Annotated in this window: 19 protein-coding genes; 4 read left to right on the plus strand and 15 right to left on the minus strand. The window is 51.2% G+C overall.

Translation table 11 applies throughout. The features are described from left to right. Window positions 1-2 precede the first annotated feature (2 nt). The 3 genes from EDM56_RS10075 to nrdR form a co-directional block, all read right to left on the minus strand. Window positions 3-1,454, minus strand: coding sequence for a DnaD domain protein (locus tag EDM56_RS10075; RefSeq protein WP_122917785.1), 1,452 nt, complete (start codon window positions 1,452-1,454; stop codon window positions 3-5). A gap of 95 nt (window positions 1,455-1,549) precedes the next feature. Further along, the gene (locus EDM56_RS10080; protein WP_122917786.1) at window positions 1,550-3,325 is read right to left on the minus strand and encodes an ABC transporter substrate-binding protein; all 1,776 of its coding nucleotides are present in this window, start codon (window positions 3,323-3,325) and stop codon (window positions 1,550-1,552) included. Between the two features lie 23 nt (window positions 3,326-3,348). Next, a complete protein-coding gene (gene nrdR / locus EDM56_RS10085) occupies window positions 3,349-3,825 on the minus strand; it encodes a transcriptional regulator NrdR (RefSeq protein ID WP_122917787.1) in 477 nt (158 codons plus the stop codon). Between the two features lie 149 nt (window positions 3,826-3,974). Between nrdR and EDM56_RS10090 the strand changes: the two genes are divergently transcribed. After that, a complete protein-coding gene (locus tag EDM56_RS10090) occupies window positions 3,975-5,096 on the plus strand; it encodes an HD-GYP domain-containing protein (RefSeq protein WP_122917788.1) in 1,122 nt (373 codons plus the stop codon). A gap of 127 nt (window positions 5,097-5,223) precedes the next feature. On the opposite strand, the gene EDM56_RS10095 is transcribed toward EDM56_RS10090, so the two are convergent. The 5 genes from EDM56_RS10095 to polA form a co-directional block, all read right to left on the minus strand. Further along, on the minus strand, window positions 5,224-6,267 hold the full coding sequence (locus tag EDM56_RS10095) for a glyceraldehyde-3-phosphate dehydrogenase (protein ID WP_122917789.1): 1,044 nt from the start codon (window positions 6,265-6,267) through the stop codon (window positions 5,224-5,226). A 197-nt stretch (window positions 6,268-6,464) separates the two neighbouring features. Then, the gene (locus tag EDM56_RS10100; RefSeq protein ID WP_122917790.1) at window positions 6,465-7,028 is read right to left on the minus strand and encodes a lytic transglycosylase domain-containing protein; all 564 of its coding nucleotides are present in this window, start codon (window positions 7,026-7,028) and stop codon (window positions 6,465-6,467) included. After that, entirely contained in the window at window positions 7,028-7,627 is a 600-nt protein-coding gene (coaE, locus tag EDM56_RS10105; RefSeq protein ID WP_122917791.1) for a dephospho-CoA kinase, read from the minus strand. Before coaE ends, EDM56_RS10100 begins: the two co-directional genes overlap by 1 nt. Before the next feature lie 16 nt (window positions 7,628-7,643). After that, on the minus strand, window positions 7,644-8,471 hold the full coding sequence (gene mutM / locus EDM56_RS10110; RefSeq protein ID WP_122917792.1) for a DNA-formamidopyrimidine glycosylase: 828 nt from the start codon (window positions 8,469-8,471) through the stop codon (window positions 7,644-7,646). Between the two features lie 34 nt (window positions 8,472-8,505). After that, window positions 8,506-11,163: a DNA polymerase I gene (polA, locus tag EDM56_RS10115; protein WP_122917793.1), complete on the minus strand. Its 2,658-nt coding sequence runs from the start codon at window positions 11,161-11,163 to the stop codon at window positions 8,506-8,508. 215 nt (window positions 11,164-11,378) lie between these two features. Here polA and EDM56_RS10120 point away from each other — a divergent pair, with 215 nt between their 5' ends. Together EDM56_RS10120 and EDM56_RS32075 are read left to right on the plus strand one after the other, a co-directional pair. Next, window positions 11,379-12,317: a DMT family transporter gene (locus EDM56_RS10120; RefSeq protein WP_122917794.1), complete on the plus strand. Its 939-nt coding sequence runs from the start codon at window positions 11,379-11,381 to the stop codon at window positions 12,315-12,317. Beyond that, entirely contained in the window at window positions 12,283-12,417 is a 135-nt protein-coding gene (locus EDM56_RS32075; RefSeq protein ID WP_281274949.1) for a hypothetical protein, read from the plus strand. Before EDM56_RS10120 ends, EDM56_RS32075 begins: the two co-directional genes overlap by 35 nt. Before the next feature lie 30 nt (window positions 12,418-12,447). On the opposite strand, the gene EDM56_RS10125 is transcribed toward EDM56_RS32075, so the two are convergent. The 7 genes from EDM56_RS10125 to EDM56_RS10155 form a co-directional block, all read right to left on the minus strand. Beyond that, entirely contained in the window at window positions 12,448-13,392 is a 945-nt protein-coding gene (locus EDM56_RS10125; protein WP_122917795.1) for a VanW family protein, read from the minus strand. Between the two features lie 35 nt (window positions 13,393-13,427). Beyond that, window positions 13,428-15,626, minus strand: a complete 2,199-nt coding sequence (locus EDM56_RS10130; protein WP_122917796.1) for an RNA degradosome polyphosphate kinase — start codon at window positions 15,624-15,626, stop codon at window positions 13,428-13,430. 33 nt (window positions 15,627-15,659) lie between these two features. Continuing rightward, window positions 15,660-16,319, minus strand: a complete 660-nt coding sequence (gene phoU / locus EDM56_RS10135) for a phosphate signaling complex protein PhoU (protein WP_122917797.1) — start codon at window positions 16,317-16,319, stop codon at window positions 15,660-15,662. A 99-nt stretch (window positions 16,320-16,418) separates the two neighbouring features. Beyond that, window positions 16,419-18,182: a two-component system histidine kinase PnpS gene (pnpS, locus tag EDM56_RS10140; protein ID WP_122917798.1), complete on the minus strand. Its 1,764-nt coding sequence runs from the start codon at window positions 18,180-18,182 to the stop codon at window positions 16,419-16,421. Between the two features lie 18 nt (window positions 18,183-18,200). Continuing rightward, window positions 18,201-18,896, minus strand: coding sequence for a response regulator transcription factor (locus EDM56_RS10145; protein ID WP_122917799.1), 696 nt, complete (start codon window positions 18,894-18,896; stop codon window positions 18,201-18,203). 236 nt (window positions 18,897-19,132) lie between these two features. Continuing rightward, window positions 19,133-19,939, minus strand: coding sequence for a carbon-nitrogen hydrolase family protein (locus EDM56_RS10150; protein WP_122917800.1), 807 nt, complete (start codon window positions 19,937-19,939; stop codon window positions 19,133-19,135). Beyond that, complete coding sequence (locus tag EDM56_RS10155; RefSeq protein WP_246009336.1) at window positions 19,936-21,201, minus strand: sigma-54 interaction domain-containing protein; 1,266 nt, start codon at window positions 21,199-21,201, stop codon at window positions 19,936-19,938. Before EDM56_RS10155 ends, EDM56_RS10150 begins: the two co-directional genes overlap by 4 nt. Window positions 21,202-21,437: 236 nt before the next feature. On the opposite strand from EDM56_RS10155, the gene EDM56_RS10160 reads away from it, so the two are divergent. After that, the gene (locus tag EDM56_RS10160; RefSeq protein WP_122917802.1) at window positions 21,438-22,790 is read left to right on the plus strand and encodes an APC family permease; all 1,353 of its coding nucleotides are present in this window, start codon (window positions 21,438-21,440) and stop codon (window positions 22,788-22,790) included. The last annotated feature ends 43 nt before the right edge of the window (window positions 22,791-22,833 follow it).

Raw genomic sequence — 22,833 nt, forward strand, 5'->3', positions numbered from 1 at the left:
ACTCACCCTCCCCTCTCCCGATTGCGCAGCGATTGCAGGAGCGCATTGATCTCGGGTACATCTTTGACGGTCTTTTTCGTTTTGGCAGAATCGGTCGTTTCCGCGTTTTCCTGCTCCCGCTGAAGCTGACGCTGCACCGAGGCGGGCAGCTTGTCCTGCGGGATCGCTTTGGTGCGCCGGTTACCCGTTCCCACAGCCGTCTCGCGTTTTGTCGGCTGCTTGGCCTGCTCCACCGCTTTGGTCTGTGCTTCCGTGCGTTCCTGCAGCACTTTGATCGCCGCTTCTACCGTCGTGATTTGCTGCGCCTTCCAGCTATCGCGAATGGTTTCCACATACGCCTTTGGCAGCTCCATCTGCGTACTGCGCATCGTATGCAACAAGAGCGCATTGGCTACCTCCGCCGTCAGGCCATCCGAGAACACAAGCGTCTCGGCCCGCTCCACGAACGTCTTATTGATCCGGCCCCCAACGACTTGCTCAAGCAAAAGGAGCGGCGAGTACTTCCGACAAACCCGGCTAAAGCCCGGATTGGTCGGTTCCGGCACAGTGCCAGCCGTCAAATCGGCATCTTGCGCCAGTGGGGCGCTCTGCTCTTTGTTCACGTATTTTTGCATCAGCCGTTTGCGCAGGGCGGACGGATCGAGCTGTCCGTGCTTGAACAGCGTCCAGTCCCCCAGCTCCACCCCCAGCATCCAGCTGTCGATTTGGTAGAAATGCATCAGCTTGTAGAAAAACTCGATATTTTCCTTCGTGAAAATATCAGTTGGATTCAGTTCCTTTGGAAGATTCAGGCGCAAGGAGGATAAGCTAAACTGCTCGGGCGTCTGTGCCACGTAGCTGCCATCCATCGCTGCCGCCGGGTAGCGCTCCTCCATCTGGTGCAAAAACCGGTCCGTCTCCGTACCTGGCCGCACATCGAGCTCCGATGCGGAGAGCGTATGGTACACCTCGTAAAACGGCTTGGTGAGGTTTTCCTCAAATGGATACTCCTCTTCCAACGCATAAGCCAGCGCATCCGCATACCTGCGCTTGATTTGCTCAAACTTTGTTTTTCCCACCTGGTTCAAGAGCATCACCGGCCAAATGTCCTCGGAAAAAAACTGCTTCGGCGACATCGGCGGCTTTAGGGTGTACTCGAAAATATAGTCACGCTGTCGGTTTTCTCGGCGGCGGACCTCCAAAAGCCCCATCGCTTCCAGCCGCTCCCGCCCCGCCAGCAACCGATCCAGCGTCAATGAGGTCATCAGCAGCAGACCGCGATGCGTGCTTTCCGCAGAGGCGCCGCTGTTCTCCTGAACTTCATGAATCAGAAGCTGGTACAGCGAATACGAGTCAATTCCTATCAAAGGCAAATAGAGATGGGTGGCAAATCCCATCTCCGCAAAGCTAATCGGTCGTACGGTACGCACCAGATAACGGTCGTTCGGTGTTAATTCATTCCATACCAGGCGCAATCGCTCCAACCCTTCCTGTCAGTATTGATCTACTCATTATACCATCTCTTCGGAGAGGAAGAGTAGGGGGAGGAACTGGGAGTAAGCAAATTCGTCTACTCCCCCAGCGACCATTTCCAGACATTTTCAAACGGATTCGTTGCGCCATTTGTCTCAACGCCATGCAGCATTTTCGCCACCGCATATGAATCCGGCAGACGAAGCAACGGCATGATGGGCAAGTCCTGCGAAAACAGCTTCTGCCACTTGCCATACAAGCGCTTGCGTTCATCCTCTGGCAAAAAGCGGTTGGCCCGATCGAGCAGACGATCCGCTTCAACGTTGTGATAATGGGACGCATTAAAGCCAAGCTCGCCCGTTTTTTCCCGGCTGTGCCAAAGGCGGGAGAGCACGGAAGGATCCGGCCCGTCTTTCCAGCCGAATAAATACAAGTCATACGGGCTTGCTCCAAAAACATATGCGGCGAATTCGTCTGCAGGAAGCGCTTTTGCCGTAAGCGTTACCGGCAGAGGGCGCCATGCTTCCTGGACGGCCGTAAACAGCCTCTCACGCACAGCGTCTTGCGGATAGGCAATGACAAGCGAAAGCGGGTGGGCCTTGCTGTAGCCCTTTTCTGCAAGCGTACGGGCCGCCCGTTTTGGATCATAGACCTGAAGCGGCTGCGGCTTGTATGCAAAAGAAAGCGGGGAAAGCGGGCCGTCCGCGATTTTGCCCATCCCAAAAAAGCGATCCCGCGCAATCGTTTTCGGCGGTAGCGCCCGAGCCAGCGCGAGCCTTACAGCAGGATCGGCAGTTTCCCCCACTGACAGGTTAAAGCCAAGAAAATGATAGCCGGCAGCCTCTGTCGTAAGAAGCCGCAAATGCGCCGGCAGCCGTTTGCCCAAAAGTGCCGCCTGCTTTGGCGAAACCCATGCCATGTGCACATCGCCTGCACGTAACGCAGCTTCCATACGATCAGCGGGCAACCTGCGCACCTGGAGAGCTTTTAACAGGGGTGTACCTGCGTAGTAATGGGGATTGGCAGTAAATGTCCAGTCTGCTGCCTCTACCGACTGTGCCTGGAACGGCCCCAGCCCCATCAGCTGCCCAGCTCGTGAAAGCTGTTCGAGCTGCTGCATGTCTTTTCCAGTAAGCTGCCTTGCTGACAGCAGCGGGGCAGTCAAGATCGGCAAAAACGAACGGTCCTCCTGCACAAGACGAATCGTGACCGTTTGGCTGGCTCGATCGGTTATGATCCCGCTTATATGGTTGGCTCTCCTAGCACGATAGGTGGAAGCCCCTTCGACCGCGGCCAACTGACTGCGCCAAATCCCGTAAAACTCCGGTCTCGCATATGTCTCCAGCGTTGCCCGGACATCGTCGACGGTGACAGCCGTTCCGTCCGGCCACTTCAAGCCAGGGCGCAGCCGTACGGTGACAACGGCTCTGCCATCGCGCGTTTCAGCTTGATATGTAGAAGCGAGGGCGGGTGCATACATTTGATCCGGACGCGCCTGAATAAGCCCCACATAGGTAAATCGTTCAATCGGGGTCAGCTCCTGCTCCCGCTTGTCCAATCCGAGCGGGTCGATAGCTGGATAATGCTCAGGCAACGCGATCACGGCGGTCTGTATCCGGTGTTCGGTCGATGCCAGGTCAGTTGTTGGCTGACTTCCCGCGCTCTTTTCCGCCTGTGCCGGCAACTGATGTCTGGCTGGCATTTTGGCAGCCACATAGCCCGGAGATTCTTCTGCCAAACGAACGGAGGTACCGTTACCAGTCTCCTGGCCCGTGGAAAACGTCTGGCCATTACGATGGAAACAGCCACTCACAAGCAAGACAAGCAAAAGAAAGACGACTCCCATCCATCGGGATGGCCAAGGCATCTTCATTTGGTTCCCCCTCCCCGCCGTTATCAGGAATTTTCGGGGTTTGTGCGTGCTTGCGCCAAAAGCTCCTCCAGTTCTCGCATGAACACGTTGATGTCTTTGAACTGACGGTAGACGGAAGCAAAGCGCACATACGCCACTTCGTCTACGTAGTATAACCGCTCCATCACTTTTTCCCCCACATCTTTGCTGGGGATTTCCGAGTGAGCGGAGCTGCGTAGTTCTTTTTCAATTTCATTCACGATATTTTCCAGTGATTCCAAAGACACGGGTCTTTTTTCACAAGCGCGAATCAGCCCTCGCAAAATTTTCTCGCGGCTGAACTCTTCCCGAGTGCCATCTTTTTTGACGATCAAAAGCGGCGTCTCTTCGTACACCTCAAACGTAGTGAACCGGCGGCCGCATTCTTCGCACTCTCTGCGGCGGCGAATGGATTTATTGTTGTTGAACGGACGGGAGTCCAATACCCTCGTACTATTACTTTCACAAAACGGACATCGCATGAACTATCAACTCCAGAATTGGCAATCCTTATTTTTCAGTGTCCCTCATCTTAACAGCCTAGTCAAGTTCCAATCCTATTACCTATTTCCATCTTTTTTATGTTTCTTTACAATGAAAACATGTATTTGGACACGGGAGGATGGAAAGAATGCGCTTGGTCTCAATCAAACAGGCGAAGCCTAGCATGAAGCTTGGTAGAACAATTTTCACAGATGATGGTAAGGTTCTTCTTGGCGCAGGTGTCCTGTTAACCGATCGGCTCATCCTCGGTTTAATCCGGTCCGGAATCGATTCAATCTATATCGATGATCCGCGGACCAATGACATTATTGTACCCGATATGATTACCCCTGAGACGCGGAACAAAGCGGTGGATACGATCCAGCGCACCGTTCGGCAAATCACGAATTCCAACAAGGTCGCGCGCCGCGTATCTGTAAAAGATATGGGCATGCATTTCCAGCAGGTCTTCCACTCGATTTTGTCAGACTTGATGGCGAATGAGCAGATGTTGCTTCATCTGACCAATCTCTGCTCGCAGCCAGGCGTTATCTATCATCATTCGGTCAACGTCGCCGTGATGGCTACCGCAGTCGGGATGTCGCTTGGATACAACAGCAAGCAACTGAAAGAGCTGGGCATCGGCGCCATGCTGCATGATATCGGTAAAATTGACCTTCCTGAGGAGATGACCACGAAAAAGACGAGATGGTCTGACGAGGAAATGGAATATGCCAAGCAGCACGCGATGATGGGCTTCAACATTCTCCGCAAGCAGCATGACATCTCCCTCTTGTCGGCACACGTCGCGCTGCAGCATCATGAGCGCCTCGATGGAAGCGGCTATCCGCAAGGCTTGAAAGGGTCGCAAATCCATGAATACGCCCAAATCGTCGGTATCTGCGATGTCTATGACAATTTAACGACCCCGCGTCCATGGCGGAAACGCTTTTTGCCGCAGGATGCGCTCGAATATTTGATGGGTTCCGGCGGACATATGTTTGAGCTCAAATTGATTAAAGCGTTCCGCGAGCACATCGCTGTTTTCCCGCTTGGTACCTCCGTGGTACTGAATACGGGCGAAGCCGGCGTCATCTGTAAGGTCGATCCGCTTTACAGCCATCGCCCGACCGTGCGGGTCATGCGCGATGGTCGAGGTAACGAGCTGCGCATGCCGTACGAATTGGATTTGCGCGAAGAACTGAAGCTGTTTGTCATCGGCTTTGATGATGAAGAACTGTTCAGCTTGCCGAATGCATCCAATAAATAACCGTAAAAACCCCCTGCACCGCTCAACCGGTAAGCAGGGGGTTTTTCACTTACGGAAGCCCACTTGGCAAAAAACCGCTGCGGACACGAATGAATGCATCGTGTTCACAGCGGTTGCTGCTCAAGCTTTAGCCGCGAACGCCTGCCGCTGCTACTTCCTTGCTTGGGTTTTTCATATCCGACACGTGGCGAACGAGGTCAACTACACGGCAGGAATAGCCCCACTCATTGTCGTACCACGCAATTACTTTCACTTGCTTGTCACCCATTACCATTGTTGAAAGCCCATCGATGATAGAGGAATGATCGTTTCCGTTGAAATCGCTGGAAACGAGCGGCTCTTCCGTGAATTCGATATAGCCTTTCATTTCCCCTTCAGCCGCTTCGCGCAGAACGCGGTTTACTTCCTCAGCCGTTACGCTCTTTTGCACGTTGACCACCAGGTCGACTACGGAAACGTTAGGAGTTGGCACACGCAGCGAGAATCCGTTCAGACGACCGTTCAGCTCTGGCAGCACTTTGCCTACCGCGCGAGCTGCACCTGTTGTCGTTGGAATGATCGATTGGCCGCAAGCGCGTGCACGGCGCAGGTCTTTGTGTGGGTTGTCGATGTTCACTTGGTCATTGGTGTAGGAGTGGATCGTTGTCATCATGCCATACTCGATGCCGAATGCTTTGTGCAGCACATCTGCTACAGGAGCCAGACAGTTGGTTGTGCAGGATGCATTCGAAACGATGTGATGGTTTTCATGGTCGTATTTGTCGTGGTTTACACCCATTACGATCGTGATGTCTTCTTCTTTTGCTGGAGCGGTGATCACGACTTTTTTCGCGCCCGCCTGCAGGTGCTTGGTTGCACCTTCACGATCTTTGAATTTGCCAGTCGCTTCAACCACGATCTCAACGCCGAGGTCGCCCCAAGGCAGGTTCAGCGGATTGCGGTCCGACAAGACGACAGTCGGTTTGCCATCAACAATGATTTGGTTTCCATTCACTTCTACTTTATTGTTCATCCGTCCATGGATGGTGTCATGCTTGAGCAGATGTGCTAAAGTTTCAGGGGGATAGCTGGCATTAATGGCGACGATTTCAATGTTAGGGTCCTGTATCGCTCTGCGAAATACCATACGTCCGATTCGTCCGAAACCATTGATTCCAATTTTGATAGTCATTATAATAAATCCCCTTCCTGGAGTATAGGTTATCCTTATTCCGTTATCTCTATTATAATAAGTATGTCACAATTATCAATGTGTTTTACTGAAAAATAAATATTTGGACTTTTTCATCGAGAAAAACAAGGCCAACGTTGCGGTTGGACAAGATACAAAAAACGCCTTTCCCACGTGGAAAAGACGCATTCCGTACCTTATTCAAGGCGTTCGTTATATACCTGATTGTAACGCTGCTGATAATAAAGCACGCGCTGCACGTAATGACGCGTCTCGCCATACGGGATGTTCTCCAGCGAATCCGGTGAACCGTTCCACATCTTTTGGCTCATCCAATTGTTCACCTTGCTCGGCCCCGCATTGTAGGCGGCGATCGCCGGAACGAGCTCGCCTTCGAATTTGGTTAACAAATAGGACAAATACCAGGCTCCCACCTGGATGTTGGCCTCCGGCTTTTCCAGATCGGCCACCGTCAGCTCCTTGAATCCGCCCTGTTTGATCACCCAATCAGCGGTGTCAGGCATCAGCTGCATAAGCCCAAGCGCGCCTTTTCGCGAAACGCGACCTTCCTCGAAATTGCTTTCCGTGCGGATGATCGCGACGATCAGCCGCGGGTCGACCGTATAGCGTTCGGCTGCCTGAAGAATTTCTTGATGATATTTCACTGGGTACATCCATTTCCAGACCATCGGCGAATTGATGACCATAAACACGACCATCAGCACAGCCAACAATACCCAGATCACTTTTTTCCGCCGCATTATGACAACTCCGCTTGCAGTTTTGCCAATAAAGCGTCAACTTGTCGTTCCGTTTCCTCGCGTGTGCCATGATTGTCAATGATATAGTCTGCCTTGGCTTTCTTCTCATCGATCGCCATCTGCGCCTCCAGCCTGCGGTTGGCTTGAACCTCATCCAGCTCATCCCGCTCCATCAGACGCGCCCGTTGGACCGCTTGGTCGACGTACACGACCATGACCTTATCGACCATATGCGTCAATTTGCTTTCATACAAGAGGGGGATATCCATGAACACAATCGCTTTACCGGAGCTTTCCGCTGATTCCGCTTGTTCACGCATTTCACGGCGAATTTCCGGATGGATAATTCCATTCAGCACCTGACGCTCCGACTGATTGGCAAAAATGATTTCCGCAAGCTTTTTGCGATCAAGCTGGCCGTCCGGCTTTAACACCTCACAGCCGAAATGAGCAGCAATGGCCTGGTACGCCGGCATGCCCGGTTCGACTACTTCTCGCGCAATCTGGTCGGCGTCAACGACTGTGTACCCACGCTGCCTCAGCATGGCAGTCACAGTGCTTTTTCCGGTGGCAATGCCCCCGGTAAGCCCTACTATCATGGTTTTCGCCTCCTTGTTATTCCTTCTGGCACCGAGGACAGATGTGGGTCCCGCGCCCGCCCACCACGAAGCGGATGATCGGCGTAGAACAAACCTCACACGGTTCTCCTTTGCGCCCGTACACTTTCAGCGACTGCTGGAACATCCCCATCTCGCCCTGGCCGTTTACATACGACTTGATGGAGCTGCCCCCTTGATCGACCGCTTCCTGCAAAGTCGCCACGATGGCATCATGCAATTGCGCGACCTGCTTGGATGTCAGCTTGCCCGCTGGCCGTTCCGGGTGTATGCTTGCCCGAAATAACGCCTCGTCCACATAAATATTCCCCAAGCCGACAAGAAATTCTTGGTTTAGCAGAAGCGGTTTGATTTTTGTCGTTCTCGCTTTCAGCATTTTTTTCAACTGGGCGGGTGTGAAGCCCTCGTCAAGCGGTTCTGGCCCCAGCTTGCCCAGCGGCTCTTCCGTCATTGCCACATCGGCCGGCAAAAGGTCCATCGTCCCAAACTGGCGCACATCGCGGTAACGCAGCTCGGTTTTGTCGGTGAATCGAAAAACGACATGCGTATGCTTTTCTACCTCATCGCCGGGCTGGTATAGACCATAACGTCCTTCCATCCGCAAATGAGAAATCAAAATATCGTGATCAAGCACAAACAAGATGAATTTGGCGCGTCGTTCAATGCGGTGGATGGTTTGTCCGGCCAATTGCGCGCAAAAATGCTGGACATCGTCCGGCCTGCGAATAATTCGAGGCAAATGGACGATGACTTGGTCAATTGTCTTGCCGACCACAAGCTTGCGAAGCGTACGGACAACCGTTTCCACCTCTGGCAATTCAGGCATGTGTCAAGTTCCTCCCGTTGCGTATCAAGCGCATTTACTTCGCTTCGTACCAGGTGCGACCGTCATTTACATCCGCTTGCAGCGGAACGTCGAGCTTGATCGCAGCGGCCATGACTTCCGGCACGATTTTGCGCATCGTTTCCAGCTCGTTTTCCGGTACCTCGAAAACAAGCTCATCGTGCACTTGCAAAAGCATGCGGCTGTGCAAGCCTTCTGCCTGCAGTCGTTCCTGCATGCGGATCATCGCGAGCTTGATGATGTCTGCGGCCGTTCCTTGAATCGGCGTATTCATAGCGGTACGCTCGGCGAACGAACGCAGGTTGAAATTGCTGCTTGTAATGTCAGGCAGATAGCGGCGGCGATGCAACAAGGTCGTCACATAACCGTCCTGCTTGGCCTGCTTGACGATGTCATCCATATATTTTCTTACCCCAGCGAATACGGCAAAATAACGCTCAATGAAATCTGCCGCTTCCTTTCGGGTAATGTTCAGATTTTGCGATAAGCCGTAATCGCTGATGCCGTAAACGATCCCGAAGTTCACCGCTTTCGCCTGACGGCGCATCAGCGAAGTCACTTCATTCTCCGCCACACCGAATACATCCATTGCGGTCCGGGTATGGATGTCCATCCCCTTTTGGAACGCATCGATCAAGTTGGCGTCTTGGGAAATGTGGGCAAGTACCCGCAGCTCGATCTGCGAATAGTCCGCTGCCAGCATATACCAGCCCGATTCGGAAGGGACGAAGGCTTCCCGGATCTTGCGGCCTTCCTCCAAACGGATCGGGATGTTTTGCAGGTTCGGCTCCGTGCTGCTTAAACGGCCGGTCGCGGTCGACGCCTGATTGAACAGCGTGTGCACCTTGCCCGTTCTCGGATGGATTTCTTTGAGCAGCCCTTCGATATACGTCGATCGCAGCTTGCCTAGCTGGCGGAAATGCAGGATCATCTCGATGATCGGATGATACGGCGCCAGCTTCTCCAGCACATCGGCACTGGTCGACGGTCCTGTTTTCGTCTTTTTCCAGACCGGCAAGCCGAGCTTGTCAAACAGCACTTCACCGAGCTGCTTCGGCGAGTTGATATTGAAACTTCCGCCAGCCTGCTCATGGATTTGGGTTGTCAGCTGTTCCAGATGCTTGTCCAGCTCGACCCCCATCGCTTCCAAACGGCTTCCATCGACTTTGACACCGGTATGCTCCATCTGGGCGAGCACAAGGCTGAGCGGGCCTTCAAGCGTAAACAGCAGCTCCTCCAATTGGTGCGCCTCGATCTCGCGCTTCACAGCCGGAATGCTTTGCCAAAGCGCTGCTGCTTTGCGGGCAACATGCTCTCCCAGCTTTTCTGCGGAAGGTAGAGCGCGTTTTGCCCCTTTTCCATAAATCTCTTCGTCTGATGCTACACGCAGCTCACTGTAAAGTGCGGACACATCAGAAAGCGTCGGGTTGCTCTCTGCCGCATTGAGTAAATAGGAAGCGAGGTATACATCCAGCGTAACGCCGCGTAGTTCAAGACCGTGCCACGCCAATGCAACCGTATCCTTTTTGCCGTCGAAGACGATTTTTTCCATGCTCGCATCGCCGAGCCAAGCGGAAAAAGCTTCCCACCCAGTGGCGACATCGACTGGGACAAATAGCGCCTTCTCTGCAGATGCCAATCCGAATCCTAGCACCGGCGCCCGGTGATAGTTTTCACCGTCAAGCTCTACGGTGAAGCTCATCGGCGAGCCGAGCAAATGAGCGAACTGGTCGCGGTTTTCGAGCGTGACGACCTCATGCGTAAAGCTTGGTGCCTGCTCTCCGCTTATTTCTTCCGCCGCTTCATCCTCTGCGGAAACCTTCACTTTCGGAATCAGCGATTTGAATTCCAGCTTTTTAAAAAAATCAACCAAGACCTTGCCATTATAGCCAGCATAGGTCGTTTTTTCCGTTTCGATTTCAATTGGCGCCTCGCGGAAAATCGTCGCCAGCGTCTTGCTCATTTTGGCTTGCTCTACATTGTTGCGCAGGTTTTCCTGCAGCTTTTTGCCGGAGACCGCATCGATGTTTTCCAGGACGCTTTCAACCGAACCGTATTCGTGCAAGAGCTTCATTGCGGTTTTTTCGCCGACGCCAGGCACGCCTGGAATATTATCCGACGTATCGCCCATCAAGCCTTTCAAATCGATGATCTGCAGTGGCGCAAGTCCGTACTTTTCTTGGATCGCCGCAACATCGTACATTTCTAGCTCGCTCACGCCTTTGCGGGTCAATGCAACGGAGATATGCTGCGAGACTAGCTGGAGCATGTCCTTGTCTCCCGTAATGACCGTCGTGGCAAGACCGCTCGCATCGGCTTGGCGCGTCAGCGTGCCGATGATGTCGTCGGCTTCATAGCCAGTCAATTCTGTCCAGTGGATCGAAAACGCGTCCAGAAGCTCGCGCAGCACAGGGAACTGCTCGGACAGCTCAGGTGGGGTTTTGGCCCGCCCTGCTTTATATTCAGTGAATTCGCTATGGCGAAAAACGACTTTACCCGCATCAAATGCAACGAGCAGATGGGTCGGCTTCATTTCTTCCAACACTTTCAGAAGCATCGTTGTAAAGCCAAGCACAGCATTGGTGTGCAACCCGCTGGATGTGGATAACGGCGGCAACGCATAAAACGCGCGGTTCGCGATACTGTTTCCGTCAATCAGCACTAAATGGCCCATCCGTTCGACTCCTCTCAAATCCTTATCACGTATACCTTTCATCATACCATAGGGCAAAGAAATCAGGCAAAAGATGCATGGAATTTGTTCCAGCGCGACAAAACGATTGTCGGAAAAAGGGACAAGCAGTAGAATAGGGGTTATGACCTCGCGAAGGTGAGTGCCTTCGGGGTCGCTTATGTTTGATGCGTAGAAAAGAAGGAGTTCCACACCCCATGCAAACGCAACAAAAGCCTGCATTTTCGCCATATTTGGCACTGTTGATCGGTGTGATCGCCGTTTCCACCTCAGCGATTTTTGTCAAGCTGTCGAGCGCACCGGCTCCCATAACGGCAACATACCGGCTTGCGTTTTCCGTGCTTTTGACCATTCCGATGTTGTTCTGGTCGAAAGGAATCTTTCGTGAAATTTTACGGATGAATCGAAAACAATGGCTGCTTAGCTTTCTTTCCGGTGCTTTTTTGGCCAGCCACTTTCTGCTCTGGTTCGAATCGCTCAATTATACATCTGTCGCCAGTTCAACCGTATTGGTGACGTTGCAGCCGATTTTCGCCTTTATTGGCGGTTATTTCTTTTTCGGCGAGCGAATTAGCAAGCTTGGCCTTTGCGGTGGATTCCTTGCCATCGCTGGTAGTTTTGTCATCGGGTGGGGAGATTTTCGAGTCGGCGGTATGGCGTTTTTCGGAGATGTGCTGGCATTGCTCGGTGCACTCACCGTGACCGTTTACTGGTTGATCGGTCAATATGTACGCCAAGGACTCTCGCTGACCGCCTATACGCTTGTCGTCTATTCCGCAAGCACGATCTTTTTATTTGCCTACGATGCATCGCTCGGGATCAAACTGACTGGATACCCGAACTCTGACTGGCTTTGGTTTTTCTGTCTCGCTCTCATTCCAACGCTCCTCGGCCACTCCATTTTCAATTGGGTAATCAAATGGTTAAATACTTCAACAATTTCCATGGGAATACTAGGTGAGCCAGTGGGCACATCCATTTTGGCCTATTTCATTTTGGGCGAAACCATCACCGTTCCGCAATGGGTTGGCGGCGCCATCATCTTGTTTGGAATCTTTCTGTTCGTGCAAACTAATAAAATGACTAAAGGAGCGACCGCGAATGAACCAACCAACGAATCGCAAAAGCCTGCGTGAATATATAGCCGGCCTCTCTATCTGGGGCAAAATTTTTTGGGTGATCGTGCTCGGCTATATCGTCGGCAGAATCGTACTGTGGGTCAGACATCTGCTATAAGCCGCTTACCAAAAAACACTCCCTTTCTCGCTATGGAGAAGGAGGAGTGTTTTTTTCGTTTACTAGATCCTGAACATCGACTTCATACAGCTCGGTAAACATACCGGGGACGACGCGCGGGTCATATTCGATTTCGTTAAAGGAATGAATGGTTACGGAAACTTGGCCAAACTTGGAATACGTGCGGATCAAAATCGGATAGGCATACTTGTTCTGAAACTTGAAATCCGGGCCGTACCAGCTGACTGTCGCATCCCGACCCGGCGGTACATAAGGGACTTGCCGGCTGTGTGAATATCGCTGCACGATATGTAATCCCGCTCGATCGACAGCATTGAACAAGGTCGAGGAAACTTGGCATATTCCGCCGCCGACTCCTTCGGAAATTTCTCCCCGCACAATGACTGGCGCTTCCTTATACCCCTTCTCTTTTGTTCGCATGCCGACCACTTTATTGAACGAGAAAACTTCCCCGGGAAATACCACGTAGTTATGGAGCGACTTGGCAGAAAGGGCAATATTGTTCACGCGATTTCTGTTATTGGTATTGAAGTAGGTCGTATAGGTACCAATTCGCTTCTCCGCTAGCTGCGTCAGCAGCTGTCGATCTACACGCGGCAAAATGAGCTGAACGGGCACATTGATCTTAGCCCCAGCCCCTTCATACATGCCGTGGTAAAGAGCTTGTTCCAAAGCAAAGCGGTCAAGCTGCCGCCCGTTTCTCTCGGCGACGAGTTTGCCCGCCTCATCTGTCGTCGCATTCTTCGGTTCCTGATAAACGCGCCGCTCCACTTTCAAGAGAAGCTTCTCCAGCTTGTCCGGATCAATAACAGGCAATCCTGGTGAAACTGGGAGTAGATATGCTTCTTTTTCTACAACTTCCAGCGATTCTCCCGCCAGTTCCAGAGTTAGCTGCCCCTGCGGGCTTACGGACGAACCTAGCAGGAGAAGGCTGGCAACCCATGTCAGCAACATGATTGCTCACCTCCCCTGCATAGTATTAGCGTTCCTTAGAGCACCCATTCCTCCGCCGGTTTGTACGGACCGGCCGTTTCCTTCTGCCTTCTCTCCGTCATTTCAATCGCCAGCTGTGTAAAGTACATTTGGCTGTTGATCAAAGGCACGCTTTCCCCCGGCTGCACATGGTGATAAATGCCGTTCGAATCGAGCTCACGTGCCTTTGTATTATCTAATAAATAAACGTGCAGAATGTCGACCACTCGCTGTACCAGATCGCTTTGCTCAATCGGGAACAGCAGCTCCACGCGACGGTCCAAATTGCGGGTCATCCAGTCCGCACTGGACAAATAAACGCGCGGGTTGCCGCCATTGGCAAAGTAAAAGATGCGGCTATGCTCCAAATAATGGTCGATGATGCTGCGTACGCGAATATTTTCGCTCACGCCTGGTATGCCTGGTCGCAAGCAGCATATCCCACGCACGATCAAATCGATCTGCACGCCTTTTGAGGAAGCCTCATACAACGCCATAATGATTCTCTCATCGGTGAGCGAATTCATTTTTGCGATGATCCGCCCTGGCTTTTCCTCCGTATGTGTTTCGATCTCCCGCTTGATCATGTCCAAATACTTGCGGCGCAGCCCTTTCGGCGCGGCCTCCAGCTTGCGCCATTCAGGCGGCTCGGAATAACCGGACAGATCGTTGAACAGCGCGGACGCGTCGACACCAAGATCAGGATTGCTTGTGAACAAGCCGAGGTCGGTATACAGCCGTGCCGTGCTGTTATTGTAATTGCCTGTGCTTAAGTGAACATAGCGGCGAATGTTATCGCCTTCCTTGCGCACGACAAGCGTAATTTTGCAGTGTGTCTTCAAGCCAACCAAACCGTAAATGACTTGGCAGCCCGATTTTTCCAGCTGACGCGCCCAGTTGATGTTGTTTTCTTCATCAAAGCGCGCTTTCAATTCTACCAGCACTGTTACTTGCTTACCTTTTTCAGCCGCACTTGCCAGTGCTTTGATGATCGGCGAGTCACCGCTGACACGATACAAGGTTTGCTTGATCGCGAGCACATTCGGATCATCCGCCGCTTTCGTCACGAAATCGACGACACAATCAAACGACTCAAACGGGTGATGCACCAAAATGTCCTGTTCAGAGATCGCCTCGAAAATGTCGTCCTCCCCGATCAGATCGGCTGGCGGCTGTGGCTGGTTTGTTTCGTTGCGGAGATGCTCAAATCCTGGGAATTGGACAAAGCTGAAAAATTTGGTCAGGTCGATCGGGCCCTCGATCGGATAAATATCGCGGTTATGGACTTCAAGCGCTTCCTGAAGAATCGACCTTACATCTTCATCCATCTGACCGTCGATCTCCAAGCGAACGGCTGAACCCCATTTTCGCTTGCGCAATTCCTTTTCGATTTCCTTCAACAAATCTTCGGCGCCCTCTTCATCCAGCGACATATCCGCGTTGCGCGTAATACGAAACGGATAGACGGAGCTGATTTCATTTCCTTTAAACAAACGATTGCTATATTTCTTAATAACATCTTCCAATAGTATGAAAACCTTACCCACCGGGCTAGGAAGTTCAATATATCGTGACAAAACTGCGGGTACCTGCACGACGGCAAATACCTTTTTGCTGGATTTTGCTTTTTTGCGTTCCAGCATCACAGCCAGATTCAAGCTTTTGTTCAACAAAAGCGGAAACGGCCGGCTTTGATCGACCGCTAACGGGGTTAACACCGGATAAATATGATTGTCAAAATAACTATCGATAAAAGCTTCCTGCTCTTCGGACAATTGTTCCAGCTTTACAAAGTAAATGCCTTGCTCCTCCAGTGCCGGGATGATTTCCTCCCGAAAGCAACGGTACTGGCGCTCCACCATTTGGTGGGTACGAACATTGATCATACGCAATTGTTCCTTGGCCGTAGCTCCTGACGGGTCTGGCTTCTGGAATCCTGCCTTCACCTGGTCCTTCAGCCCTGCCACCCGAACCATGAAAAACTCATCCAAATTCGATGAAACGATCGACAAAAATTTCAGACGCTCCAGCACCCGATTTGATTCGTCCAATGCTTCTTCCATCACGCGAGCATTAAACGCCAACCAACTCATTTCACGGTTAATAAAATACTCCGGATGAAGAAAATCTCGTTCTTCCACCGGTTTCTCCCCCTTTTTTGCACAAACAACCAATTGCCGTTTATATGCTCTAGTATCTATGATACCTGAACGCATCTTTTCTTCAACTATCTATTTTGGGGAGATTTGTCATTTGTTCAAATCTGTCATTTGTCCGGTCTTCATGTACACGATCCATTCACAAATGTTCGTCACATGGTCGGCGATGCGCTCCAAATACTGAGCGACAAGCAGCAGATGCGTCCCTTGGTTGATCGCTTGCGGCTTGTTGCTCATTACCTCGATCAAATCGCGGAATATGGTAGAGAACAGCTTGTCGACAACATCGTCGCGCAGGGCGATCTCTGCTGCTGCCTCCGTATCGCGAATAATGTATGCATTCAGGCTATCTCGTACCATCGCTTTTACATGATCCGCCATGAGCGGAATATCGATCAGCGGTTTTACATATTGCTCATTCATTAAGCGGCGCGTCGTCTTCGCAATCGCTACGGCGTGGTCGCCCATTCGCTCCAGGTCTGTTACCAGCTTGAGCATGGTCCCCAGTCTGCGCAGATCGCCTCCAACCGGCTGCTGCAAAGCAATCAGCTGAAAACATCCGCTCTCAATCTCGGCTTCAAGCGAATTGATGACTCCGTCACTCTTGATGACTTCATCTGCCAGCTGGAGATTTCGCTCTACGAGACTTTTAATGGACTTGTGAATTGCTTCTTCCACCAACGACCCCATCGACAAAAGCTTGCGATGTAGGCTATCAAGCTGTTCTTCAAAGGTATGTCTGGCAACCATGATTTTCCCCCTCGGATTTCAACCCATTCTTTCTGACAGTTGAAATCGTACAAGAGAATTGTGTAGCTGATTTAAAGTAATTGTATCTTTTACGTAAAATTATTTATCTAGAGGAAACACCAAAATAAAGGTTGTGCCCCTGCCTTCCTCGCTCTGAACGGCGATCTCGCCATGCAACGCATCTATCAGATGCTTTACGATCGCCAACCCCAAACCGGTGCCGCCAGAATCGCGAGAACGCGCCTTATCGACGCGATAAAACCGCTCAAAAATGCGCGGAATATCCCCTTCTGGAATGCCGATACCCGTATCGGCGACGACGATCGTCACGTTTTGCTCATCCTTGCTGACCTCGACCTTCACCGTCCCGCCCTCCGGCGTGTAGGCGACAGCGTTCGTGATCAAATTCAGCAAAATTTGATTCATGCAATCGCGATCGCTGATCATGGTCACATCTTTCGCCGCCGGCATGATAAACCGCAGCCCTTTACGCTGGATCTGCTCCTGCAAAAGGGAGGCCGTCCCTTCGACAAGCTTGTTGATGTTTACTTCCGTCATGTTTATGACGATCCGCTTTTGTTCGATTTTGGACAAGTCGAGAATTTCCCTGATCAGCCTGAACAGACGCTCGCTTTCCTCCGAAATGATTTGCAGGAAGTTGCGGCACAGCTCCTCGTCCTGCATGGCGCCATCAAGCAGCGTCTCCGTAAACCCTTTGATCGAAGTGATCGGGGTGCGCAGCTCGTGCGACACATTGGCGACGAATTCGGAGCGCATCTTTTCCAGCCTGCGAATTTCGGTAATGTCATGCAGCACCGTCACGACGCCCTTTTTCTCGCCTTTGAAATTGATATAGGGCGCCAGATTCACATCCAAAATCCGCTCCTCCGGATAGTAAATATGAATCTCTTCCCGCATTTTTTCACCTGTATCAATGCACTTGTCGATCGATTGGCTGAGAACGAAGTTTTTCCCCGCCTCTATATGCAGCTTGCCGACCAAATCCTGTCCGGCTGTGCCGAGCAGCTTTTCCACCGCAGGATTCACCAGCATGATGCGGCGCGATTCCGTCACGAAAATAACCCCGCTAGTCATGTTCGTCAGCACGCCTGACAGTCGTTGTTGGTTCTCAGAAATCTCGTACATCTGCTGTTCAAGGCTAGAAGCCATGAAATTGATGGCGGAGGCAAGCTGACCGATCTCATCGCTCGCCTTCAAACGCACACGGCTTTCGTACTGACGCTGTGTAATGTTGCGCGCTACACGCGTGATCTCCTCGATCGGTTTCGTAATGCTCGAAGCGATGCGCGCGCTGATCAGCGAGCCGATCAAGACCGTCACCAAGAGTCCGGTCAAAAGGCTGTACCACATGCTGTGAATCGTATCGGTGATGCTCTCCATGGACATGGCAGAGCGAACTACTCCGACGACCATCCCGTTTTGCTTGATGGGCGTGCTGATATACATCATCTGATAGCCAAGCGTATCGCTGAATCTCATGGCCATCGCCGTTTCACCCTTCATCGCACTGATGAACTCGGGCCTGTTGGAGTGGTTCTCCATATCGCTTGGATCATGATTCGTATCGGAGAGCACTTCTCCCTTGGCGTTGATCACCGTCACCCTTGCTTCCGTCGATTGCGTGAAATCATACACCCGTTCCCGTAACTTCTCATTGTTGTTATAAATGCTCGGATCATGTACCGCTTCCGCAATCAGCAGCGCTTCTTTCCGCAATAAATCAGAGAGCGTCTCCATATAGGAACGCTCCAGGACTTTGGCAAAAAAACCGCCCAATAACAACAGGACAAATGAGATGAGAATCAGGATGGTAAAGGTTAATTTTAAGCGAAAGCGCGTCACCTGAAACCCTCCTCCCAGCTATCCTTCCAGCTTATAGCCAAGGCCTCTCACCGTTTTGATATAGCGCGGATTTTTTGTATCTTCTTCCAGTTTTTCACGCAGATGGCTGACATGCACGTCCACAATCCGCGAATCACCGACGAAATCATAATTCCAAACCGCGTTCAATAACTGATCGCGCGTCAATACGCGGCCATGGTGGCTCGCCAAGTAATGCAACAGCTCAAACTCCTTTGGCGTAAGCTCCACTTTTTCTTCACCGCGGAACACTTCATATTTCTCCGGGTACAGCTTGATATTGCCGAACTCGAGAACGACTTCACCATCGTCACCGCCTGCATCTGGCGCTGCCTGTGTCCGGCGCAAAATCGCCTTCACACGAGCCACTACTTCACGCGGACTAAACGGCTTGGTCAAATAATCATCCGCCCCAAGCTCCAGGCCAAGGATTTTATCCAGCTCGTCGTCTTTGGCTGTGAGCATCAAAATGGGCGTATTGATCCGGTCTTGGCGGAGCGTTTTGCACACGTCCATCCCGTCGATTTTAGGCAGCATCAAATCCAATATGATAAAGTCAGGCTTTTCTTGGCTAACCATCTCAAGCGCTTGCTTTCCATCGTATGCGGACACGACTTCAAACCCTGCCTTTTCAAGGTTGAACTGCAGGAGTTTGGCGATAGATAGTTCATCATCGACAACCAAAATTTTTGTCATTTCTACGTACCCCCTAATTGAAAACTTGGCTCAGCCAAGCATTTTGCGGAGCATTGGCTGCATTCATCCGGATAGAAAATGGCATGATGTCCTACCTGTGCGAAAAAATGTTCCCTTCCCATTCATTAGTCTGCCAGAAGACAATATGTGATACAAGTAAATTTTCGGTAAATACAGCAGCAACAAACAACAAACCACATGACATCTGCCATGTGGTTTATCCGTCTGAAAAAAAGCTATTCGGCAAGCAGCCCGTGCGCTCGATACACCTTTTGCTTGCGATCCGTCAAATATTTCATCGGTCGTTCGGCTCTCGACCGCTCTACATCCCCGAGATCGATCGGCACGACGATCAGTTCCTCATTGTTGCTGCCTCTTGCCACATAATCACCATCTGGAGAGATAACCCCGCTTTCGCCGAAAAACAGCGTCATCTCCTGTAGTCCGACCGTATTCGCCGCCGCGATGAATAGCTGGTTTTCCAGGCCGCGCGCGCGCAAATACATCTCCTGATGCTGCTCATAGGGAACATGGTGGGCATTCAGAACGAACAGAAGGGATGCCCCATTTACAGCATAAAGACGGGCCATTTCCGGAAATTCCACATCATAGGTCATCATCATTCCCATTTTGCCTCCGGGCAACGAGAACAACGGGCAGTGCTCGCCAGCGGTAAAATACGACTTCTCCTTGTCAAACAAATGGACTTTGCGGTAAACACCCTGCAGCGTGCCATCCTGGTCGATAAAAGCAGCCGAGTTATACATGCTCTCCCTATCGCGCTCCGGAAAGCCGATAATGACGCCGACGCCGGTCTCCTTGGCTTTTGCCTGGAGTTTTTTGATGCTCTCCCCGTCCGCCGGTTCGGCCAGCTCACGAATGTTTTGCTGAATGAAATAACCGGATAGAAACAGCTCGGGAAAGAGCACGTAATCCACCTGCTTTTCTTTGCACGCCTGAATCGTCGCCAGGGCGCGGTTCAAATTCAGTTGCTTATTAAAGGAAGTCACCTTTAATTGTGCCAGCGCAATGGTCACTCTCATTTCTGTTTCCCATCCTCTTCTCGAAATTCTTTCAGCTTCTTCGCGATTGTCGACTGGTCAACCCCAAGCGCTTCCGCCACCCGATAGCTGCTTTTATATAAATCGTAGGCTTTTAAAATCAATTCTTTTTCCACAAGCCGTTTTGCTTCTTTTAATGGAATGATCCCGGTCGTCTCGTTTTTCGGCAAAATGCCGGAAAATTGGGAGTGAAAAGCGGCAGGCAAGTGTTTGACCTGAATCTCGCTCTCCTCGGCTGTGATGAAGACCCGCTCGATCAGGTTTTCCAGCTCGCGGACATTGCCCGGCCACTCGTGTTGCTTCAGCACCTCTTCCACATCGGGATGAAACGTTTTGTATATCCCGTATTTTTTTATGCGCTGGGTCAAAAAATGGCGCGCTAAATAAACGATATCTTCTTGCCGCTCACGCAAGGAAGGGATCTCGATCGGCACGACGTTCAGCCGATAATACAAGTCCTCGCGAAACTTCTTCTGTGCAACAAGCTCTAGCAAGTCCTGATTCGTTGCGGCGATCACGCGGACATTCACCGGCACCAAGCGGCTCGATCCAATCGGCCGGATGCTGTTTTCCTGCAAAACCTCAAGCAGCTTTACCTGCAGGTTTAAGGGGAGTTCGCCGATCTCGTCTAGAAACACGGTCCCTTCATTGGCTGATTCAAAAATTCCTTTTTTTCCACCGCGTTTTCCGCCGGTAAAGCTGCCATGGGAGTAACCGAACAGCTCCGACTCCATCAACGCTTCCGGAATCGCACCGCAGTTGACGGAAATGAAGCTCTTGTTCGAGCGGCTACTGTACTTATGGATCAGCTTGGCGATCACGCTCTTCCCGACTCCCGATCTACCGAGCAGCAAAATCGTTGAATCGACGTGCGAAATTTTACGCACAATCTCCATGATTTCCAGCATTTTGGGCGAGCGGGCAATCAGTGACGCCTCCATCGAGCCGGCATCCGGTTCACCGCTGCCACCTGTCTGGTTCGTGTCTTGCATGCTAACAGCCGTAAGAATTCTGCTCGGCTCCTTCACGATTAAGAGAAGAAACGGCGCGATCAAAAGCTGACTGATCGCTTCCGATTTCAGCGATGTGATTTTTTTGTGCACGATATTTTTAATGAAAGAAATGCTTTCCTTACTAAAGATCGTCTCCAGCAGCTCTTCCTGCTTGCTGCCGAGGACGGAATCGACGGTCATGCCTGCAGAATGCACAAGCCAGTTGTCATGTATTTTGATGTCTGAAAACATGCGGGTTCCCATCACTCCCCAGCGATAATGATTTTTCGCATTATAATGATTTATTTCATTATACCAAATAGTAACATAGTAAAAAGGCTTAAAACCTTTTATACTACAATCAAATAATGATTTTTTTCATTATTCCTCCACATTATAGACGTGAAATGTACGCTTTCGCAATCTTTTCGTATTGGCACGTAATTTGCTTATTAAAGATTTCGAAAATAAAACAAGGAGGGAACAACATGAACAAGGAACAAGCACCGCAATTCAGCCGGACACTCACACTCCTCCCACTCGTGATTCTCGGTTTGGCCTATATGGCGCCGATGACGGTTTTTTCTACGTATGGAATAGCCGCTCAAACGACACATGGAATGATTCCGGCGGCTTATATCATTGCTTTGGTCGCTATGCTGTTCACAGCCTATAGCTACGGCAAAATGGTGAAAGCGTATCCATCCGCTGGCTCCGCTTATACGTACACACAGAAATCGATCAGCCCTCATCTCGGCTTTTTGGTCGGATGGTCGGTCCTCATGGATTATCTGTTCTTGCCGATGATCAACTTCCTGTTGTCAGGCGTTTTCTTGTCCGCTGCTTTCCCACAAGTTCCGTCATGGATCTGGATTGTCGGGTTTATCTGCATTATCACAATTGTAAACGTTTGCGGAATCCGCATGACCGCCAGAATCAACGGGATTCTTGTCTTGTTCCAGTTTCTCGTAACCGTTCTCTTTGTGATTCTCTCGATCAAGGGTGTCACGCACGGCATGGGAATGGGCACATTGCTTAGCGCATTGCCGTTCTACAACCAAGATGTCCCCTTCTCGTTCGTCATGGCAGGCGCTTCGATTCTTTGCCTGTCGTTCCTCGGCTTTGATGCTGTAACTACACTCTCTGAGGAAACAGTGAATCCGAAGAGAACGGTTCCGAGAGCAATCTTCCTGGTCGCTTTCATCGGGGGCGCGCTGTTCACATTCGTCTCCTACATTGCACAAATCGTTTACCCTGATTTCAATTCGTTCAAAGTCGTCGATTCGGCAGCATTTGAAATCGCAGAACATATCGGTGGCACAGTTTTTGCATCACTGTTTTTGGCAGGGATGATCACCTCCACCATCGGTTCCGGCATGTCGTCACACGCGAGTGCAGCGCGTCTCTTGTTCGCCATGGGCCGCGAGTCCGTTTTGCCGAAAAAATGGTTTGGGTACATTCATCCGAAGTTTCAAACCCCTTCGCTCAACATCATCTTGATCGGGGTATTCTCTCTTGCCGCACTGGTGCTTGATTTGTCAACCGCAGCATCATTCATCAATTTCGGCGCTTTGGTCGCGTTCACCTTCGTTAACCTGTCTGTGATCGCCCACTACTACGTCCGTCAAAAGGAGCGCGGCGCTAAAGGATTTTTCCAAAACGTGCTGCTTCCTGTTATCGGCGCCTGCTTCACGATCTGGCTTTGGACGAATCTGGACAAACACTCGATTATATTGGGCAGCGTCTGGGTCGTCGTCGGCTTTGCCTACCTGCTGGCGTTGACGAAAGGCTTTTCGCAAAGGCCGCCAGAAATTCAGTTTGCGGAAGCAGATCAAGCGTAACTGCGTGCAAGATTTACAAACTTAACCCACTATTTGAATGGAG

Origin of the sequence: Brevibacillus fluminis, from assembly GCF_003710825.1 — a bacterium.
GTDB lineage: Bacteria > Bacillota > Bacilli > Brevibacillales > Brevibacillaceae > Brevibacillus_D > Brevibacillus_D fluminis.

What these genes read in the sequence shown, in the direction of transcription:
- EDM56_RS10145 (WP_122917799.1), bottom strand. Translation starts at nt 18,896, where the DNA reads ATGACAAAAATTTTGGTTGTCGATGATGAACTATCTATCGCCAAACTC.
- EDM56_RS10090 (WP_122917788.1), top strand. Translation starts at nt 3,975, where the DNA reads ATGCGCTTGGTCTCAATCAAACAGGCGAAGCCTAGCATGAAGCTTGGT.
- EDM56_RS10125 (WP_122917795.1), bottom strand. Translation starts at nt 13,392, where the DNA reads ATGTTGCTGACATGGGTTGCCAGCCTTCTCCTGCTAGGTTCGTCCGTA.
- polA (WP_122917793.1), bottom strand. Translation starts at nt 11,163, where the DNA reads ATGGGCCATTTAGTGCTGATTGACGGAAACAGTATCGCGAACCGCGCG.
- EDM56_RS10150 (WP_122917800.1), bottom strand. Translation starts at nt 19,939, where the DNA reads ATGAGAGTGACCATTGCGCTGGCACAATTAAAGGTGACTTCCTTTAAT.
- EDM56_RS10120 (WP_122917794.1), top strand. Translation starts at nt 11,379, where the DNA reads ATGCAAACGCAACAAAAGCCTGCATTTTCGCCATATTTGGCACTGTTG.
- mutM (WP_122917792.1), bottom strand. Translation starts at nt 8,471, where the DNA reads ATGCCTGAATTGCCAGAGGTGGAAACGGTTGTCCGTACGCTTCGCAAG.
- EDM56_RS32075 (WP_281274949.1), top strand. Translation starts at nt 12,283, where the DNA reads ATGAACCAACCAACGAATCGCAAAAGCCTGCGTGAATATATAGCCGGC.
- EDM56_RS10080 (WP_122917786.1), bottom strand. Translation starts at nt 3,325, where the DNA reads ATGAAGATGCCTTGGCCATCCCGATGGATGGGAGTCGTCTTTCTTTTG.
- EDM56_RS10130 (WP_122917796.1), bottom strand. Translation starts at nt 15,626, where the DNA reads ATGCGTTCAGGTATCATAGATACTAGAGCATATAAACGGCAATTGGTT.
- EDM56_RS10155 (WP_246009336.1), bottom strand. Translation starts at nt 21,201, where the DNA reads ATGTTTTCAGACATCAAAATACATGACAACTGGCTTGTGCATTCTGCA.
- EDM56_RS10100 (WP_122917790.1), bottom strand. Translation starts at nt 7,028, where the DNA reads ATGCGGCGGAAAAAAGTGATCTGGGTATTGTTGGCTGTGCTGATGGTC.
- phoU (WP_122917797.1), bottom strand. Translation starts at nt 16,319, where the DNA reads ATGGTTGCCAGACATACCTTTGAAGAACAGCTTGATAGCCTACATCGC.
- coaE (WP_122917791.1), bottom strand. Translation starts at nt 7,627, where the DNA reads ATGATAGTAGGGCTTACCGGGGGCATTGCCACCGGAAAAAGCACTGTG.
- nrdR (WP_122917787.1), bottom strand. Translation starts at nt 3,825, where the DNA reads ATGCGATGTCCGTTTTGTGAAAGTAATAGTACGAGGGTATTGGACTCC.
- EDM56_RS10160 (WP_122917802.1), top strand. Translation starts at nt 21,438, where the DNA reads ATGAACAAGGAACAAGCACCGCAATTCAGCCGGACACTCACACTCCTC.
- EDM56_RS10095 (WP_122917789.1), bottom strand. Translation starts at nt 6,267, where the DNA reads ATGACTATCAAAATTGGAATCAATGGTTTCGGACGAATCGGACGTATG.